Raw genomic sequence first — 2,499 nt, forward strand, 5'->3', positions numbered from 1 at the left:
ATGAGTAGAATTGATAACGACGAGATCTGCTTTTCCATCCAAATCAGCAGATGAAGGCGGCACTTTTGCATCAAATCGCCTCGGGATTATTTTCTTATACATGTATCGTTCATGGTCAGGTCATTAGATCAATAATTAGACAAGTCGTCCATGATTTGTTATAATGCGGCCTTTGCAATTTGATCTGAGTAGCCATATGAATCCTACTGAAATAGAACAAAATCTTAGTTCTTATATCTATAAACTTAAAAAAATCAAATCCATAAATAGCGTTGTCGGCCTAGAAGCGATAATAATTGGTGAAGGCACATATTCATTTTTCAGTGCCCAGGTAGCAAAAAAAGCAGCGCCGATATACTTTGCTATTGATTACCTTAATAAAGAATTTAATAAAATTAAACAAACTATCGAAGAACCTATTTGCAGCAGTCTCGAGACTAAAATAAGTAATGCACTAGACGACGCTAGAGAGGTAAGTTGTAATTTGCAGATTACTGCTGAAAATGCGCTGAACATAGCAATCGAGCAAAATGATATGTGTTTGTTTGAAGCCGCTTTAAGCACAAACCCTAATATAAATAAGGAAAATCAATTTAAGATACCTTATATACATAAGGGAAATCAATTTGAGATACCTTTAATTATGGCCGCTGAACATAAACGTTTAGATATGCTCAAAGAGCTTTTAGCCATTAAAGGCATTGATATCAATGTAGCGAATAGATATGGTACTGCGTTACATGTTTTATGCAAAAACTATCATAGAAGTAAACACCGAGAACAAATTCTCGAAATCATCCGGACATTTATTGATATGAGAGCAGATGTTAACGCCCAAGGCGTTGATGAATATGACCAGACCAAAAAAAGCCCATTGTGTTTAGCAGTAGAGTCTGGATGCATCGAGCTGGTAGAATTGTTACTAACCTCCAAAGATATCGATATTAACCTTAGGGATGAAAAGTTCCTGCCCCAGGCTTTGAAAGCCGCGGTCAATCATAATTTTATAGATGCTGTCAGGTTGCTTTTAGATAAAAATGCAGAAGTACATCACATACACTTTTATAAGGCTTGTAATAAAGGCTATCTACCCATCGCTAAAATGCTCTATCCTAAATGCATACCAGATGAGAAATTCAATTTAGAGGGTGCGTTAGCTGAGGCAATTTATGGTTATCAGGGAAACTACGACACTATCGATTGGCTGCTTTCACTCGGTGCAGATATCAATACAAAAATGTACTCATCGTTTGTACACGATTATGCTAAGAAATTGTCCCCTTTGTCACACTCAATTATTTCTAATAACACCGCATTAGCCCAACACCTTCTTGAGAATGGTGCAGACAAAGAAATAGCATTCAATGAGCTTGGTTGTACAGAACTATATTTTTCAGTGGCAACGAATGATATCGCTAAAGTCAAACAAATATTAAAGGAATCAACTGGCGATCTAGAAAAGAAAGACAAAGGTGGTAATACTCCTCTGCATTGTGCAGTGAGGGCTGGTAATATCGAGCTAACAGAGTTACTCATTAAAGCCGGGGCTGATGTGAATTCGAAACGAAATCATTGTGGTACCACGGTACTGCATGATGCAGTGATAAATAATAATGCTGCAATAGTTCGACAGTTATTATACACAAAGGGCATAGATCTTCATGCGTATAATTTTGGCAATGCATATACAATAGCCCGCAAACAAAAGTTTACAGAAATAATAGGGATATTTGACGACTATACTCGCAGTCTCTCCCAATTTGCAGAAATGATTAACATCGCAAAACATAACATTAAAGATACACTGTCACAATTTGAAAAATATGTTAATTCTAAAACAGCTGTGCAAAGTGGTTCCGCTACACGCCCATCTGAACAGGCGCTAATTGACATATTGAATCACTATAAAAGGATACAAAGTTCTTTTGAATCGAAAGATCCTGATTTCAGTGAAGTTATCAAAAAGGTTTCCCAGCCACCTTCAGAAATTGAAAAAGCATTTGAGCTAATTCATGAGGACTCAAAAGCAAAAGAGTTTAGCAGTAAGTTAAAGGCCGCTATTGTTTTGATTTTATTATCACTTACAGGAATCGGCTTGTTTATCGCAGGTGGATTAATGTTAAACAATTACTCCAAACGCGGACATGCACTCAAATTTTTTAGCACGACGTATGATGTCGTATCTAAGACTAAAGAGGAGATGGAAAACAGTGTTAATCTGATTGAGCCAATTCAACTTGCGTAATTTCATCACTTATACGCAACAAATGAGTCAATGATGCTAAAGGGGTAATGAGTTCTTCATCATTACTCCTCAGCAAACAGAAAATACAGGAGTGGAAGCTTGTTAGTCAGATTAAAATACAACCAAACTCAAGAATATTGACTCCATTGAGTAACTTCACTCATCATCAAAAGAACCCTTTTCCAGAAAACTCAGTATTAATTTCTGTGTCTTAAAATTATTCATGATAAAGGTATGAGTAGAATTGATAACGA

The 2,499-nt window shown here is 36.3% G+C and carries 1 protein-coding gene; it reads left to right on the top strand.

Features of this window, described 5'->3' with window-relative positions; translation table 11 throughout:
- The first annotated feature begins 196 nt into the window (after positions 1-196).
- Positions 197-2,245, top strand: a complete 2,049-nt coding sequence (locus Lqua_RS08090) for an ankyrin repeat domain-containing protein (RefSeq protein WP_162264392.1) — start codon at positions 197-199, stop codon at positions 2,243-2,245.
- Positions 2,246-2,499 lie beyond the last annotated feature (254 nt).

Origin of the sequence: Legionella quateirensis (assembly GCF_001467955.1) — a bacterium.
Classification (GTDB): Bacteria; Pseudomonadota; Gammaproteobacteria; order Legionellales; family Legionellaceae; genus Legionella; species Legionella quateirensis.